Consider the following 2,649-nt stretch of genomic DNA (forward strand, 5'->3'; position numbering starts at 1 on the left):
CTACCAAACTGAAGCTGAGGGTGCAGCAGTTTCAGATGATGAGTCCACGGACCAAAACAGCAGCAGTCAAACTGCTGACAGCGAAGCTAACACAAGCACTTCAAGCAGCACTCCAGAAACTGGACAAGTCCAGGCTAGTGCCAATAGCAGCACAACTAGTGAAAATAGTGCAGACACAGCTGCAGGCAATACCAGCGATCCAAGCGCCACAGACGATGCAAAAGCTAACAAGCAAGAAGCAGGCTCTGCACAATTTGACCCTGCTAAAGCTACTCGGGAAAGTTTCCCAACTAAATGGCAAGGGATAGATATCAGTTTTGATGATGAAGGTGATATATTAAAAATTAGTGGTGGCACAATCGATAACAGTGACAATCATTCTATCAGCCTATTCTACAATTTAAGTGGACAAAATCCAGTGTTAGCCGCTAACATTAAAGAAATTGATATCACTGGCAAACTCAAAATTATTGGCTCTGCAAATGATCTGTTTACTAGTCTTGGGGTATTAGAAACCATCAAGGGGCTAGATAATCTTGATACTTCTGAAGTTACCAGCATGGAAAACATGTTTAGTGAAAATAAAAAACTAACGAATATCGATTTATCTAGTTCAACTTCTTTCATAACCACAAAAGTGACGGACATGTCACACATGTTTTATGGTGACGAGTCTTTAACTAAGTTAGATTTATCTCACTTTGATACTTCAAATGTCACAAACATGGCGCATATGTTTGAAGGCTGTGAAGGACTTCGTAGTTTTGCATTCCCAGCTACTTTTAAAACAGATAAAGTGACAGATATGTCATATATGTTTGATGACTGTAATCAAGTTTGGTCAATTGACGTAACCAAATTCAACACTTCTAATGTTGAAAACATGGCATATATGTTTTATAATTGTCAAAGTTTTCTTAAGTTAGACGTTTCAAGCTTTAACACATCAAAAGTGACAGATATGTCATATATGTTTGGTGCTTGTCGTAATTTGCTTAAATTAAATCTGCCGACTACCTTTGTTACCGATAGTGTCCAAAATATGAAGGGAATGTTTAGCGGTTGTGAGTACATAACTGAGTTAGACTTATCACTATTTAATACTGCTAAAGTAACTAATATGGCGAATATGTTCGGAGGTTCTAGCAAATTGACAGACATTATTGCCTCTGATAATTTTACTACCGCAAATGTTACTGACATGAGTAAAATGTTTGCTGGTATTTCAATTACTACTGATAGTATAAATAAATTAATATCCAAATTCGATACTAGCAAAGTCACAGATATGACAGGAATGTTTGCTTCCTGCAAACAAGTAGTTTCACTTGATTTGTCTAAATTTGATACTGCTAATGTCGGAAATGTTTCTGAAAAACTATCTCGTGCTGGTATGGAAAGTATGTTTGGTAGCTGTGATAACTTAACCACTTTAGACTTAAGCAATTTTGATACTAAAAATGTCCGTGATATGAGCCGGATGTTTTACTACGACAAAAAATTAGCAAGTATAAAATTTAGTCCTTCTCTTTTCAATACCTCTAACGTTATTGACATGAAATACATGTTTGATGATTGTCAATCATTAACTAACATTGATGTTAGTCATTTTGATACTGCAAACGTCCTTGATATGAATAACATGTTTAATGATTGTTTTAAATTAGCTGCAATAGATGTTAGTCATTTTAATACTGCCAAAGTAAGTAACATGTCGTATATGTTTGTAAATTGTGAGTCTTTAACAAGTTTAGATGTCACTAGCTTCAACACGGCAGCTGTGAGTGATATGACTAATATGTTCTGGCAATGTTCAAATTTAACCAGTTTGGATCTACACAACTTTAATACCAGAAAAGTTTCTAAATATGATGCCATGTTTCGAGGCTGTGATAAACTAGCAAAACTTGATCTTAGTAGTTTTGATATACAAAATTCATCATCTATTGTTGATATGCTTAGGGTTCTTCCATCCCTTGAAGTGCTTATGCTAGGCAGAAGAAATGATTTGAAAAAAGTCGTAAATACATATGGGGACGGTGGTTTAGGTCACAATCAGGACGGCCATGATGAAGAAGATATCTGGGTTAACATGGGAGTTAATGAAGATAACGGTGGTCTTCAGCCTAAAGCTCATTATTGGACTGGTGCTGATTTAATGGAAAATTATGATGGCAGTAAGGATTATGATGTGTATGTTAATATTAATAAAATTCCAAATCCTTGCAGTATTACCATTAATTATCAATTTGAGGACGATAAAACCGCCAAACTTTCGCCAAACGATTATCAATTCGGTATTGCTGGTAATGACGTGGTTATTCCAATCACAGCCAGAAAGTTGCCCACCTACAAACTTGCCTACGTTGAAATTAATGGCAACAAATACGCTACTGATAAATATGAAGATGCGTTGAGTAAACTAAAGTTTACTAATGATCCTCAAACTGTTACCTTTGGATACGAAAAGAGTAATGCTGGTAAGGGTAATGACTCCGGTACTTCCAGTGGTTCTAACAGCTCCACTGGCTCTGAAGGTTCAACTGGCTCCACTGGCTCTGATAATTCAACAGGTTCGACTGGTTCCGAAGGTTCAACTGGTTCGACTGGTTCCGAAGGTTCAACTGGTTCGACTGGTTCCGAAGGTTC

The 2,649-nt window shown here is 36.7% G+C and carries 1 protein-coding gene; it reads left to right on the plus strand.

The genetic code is table 11. From position 1 onward, the window contains the following. A partial coding sequence (locus ACZ2M0_RS09370; protein ID WP_490059275.1) for a BspA family leucine-rich repeat surface protein occupies window positions 1-2,649 on the plus strand: 2,649 nt, incomplete at both ends.

This window comes from Lactobacillus sp. VURO6/B1 (VP7) (assembly GCF_058139575.1).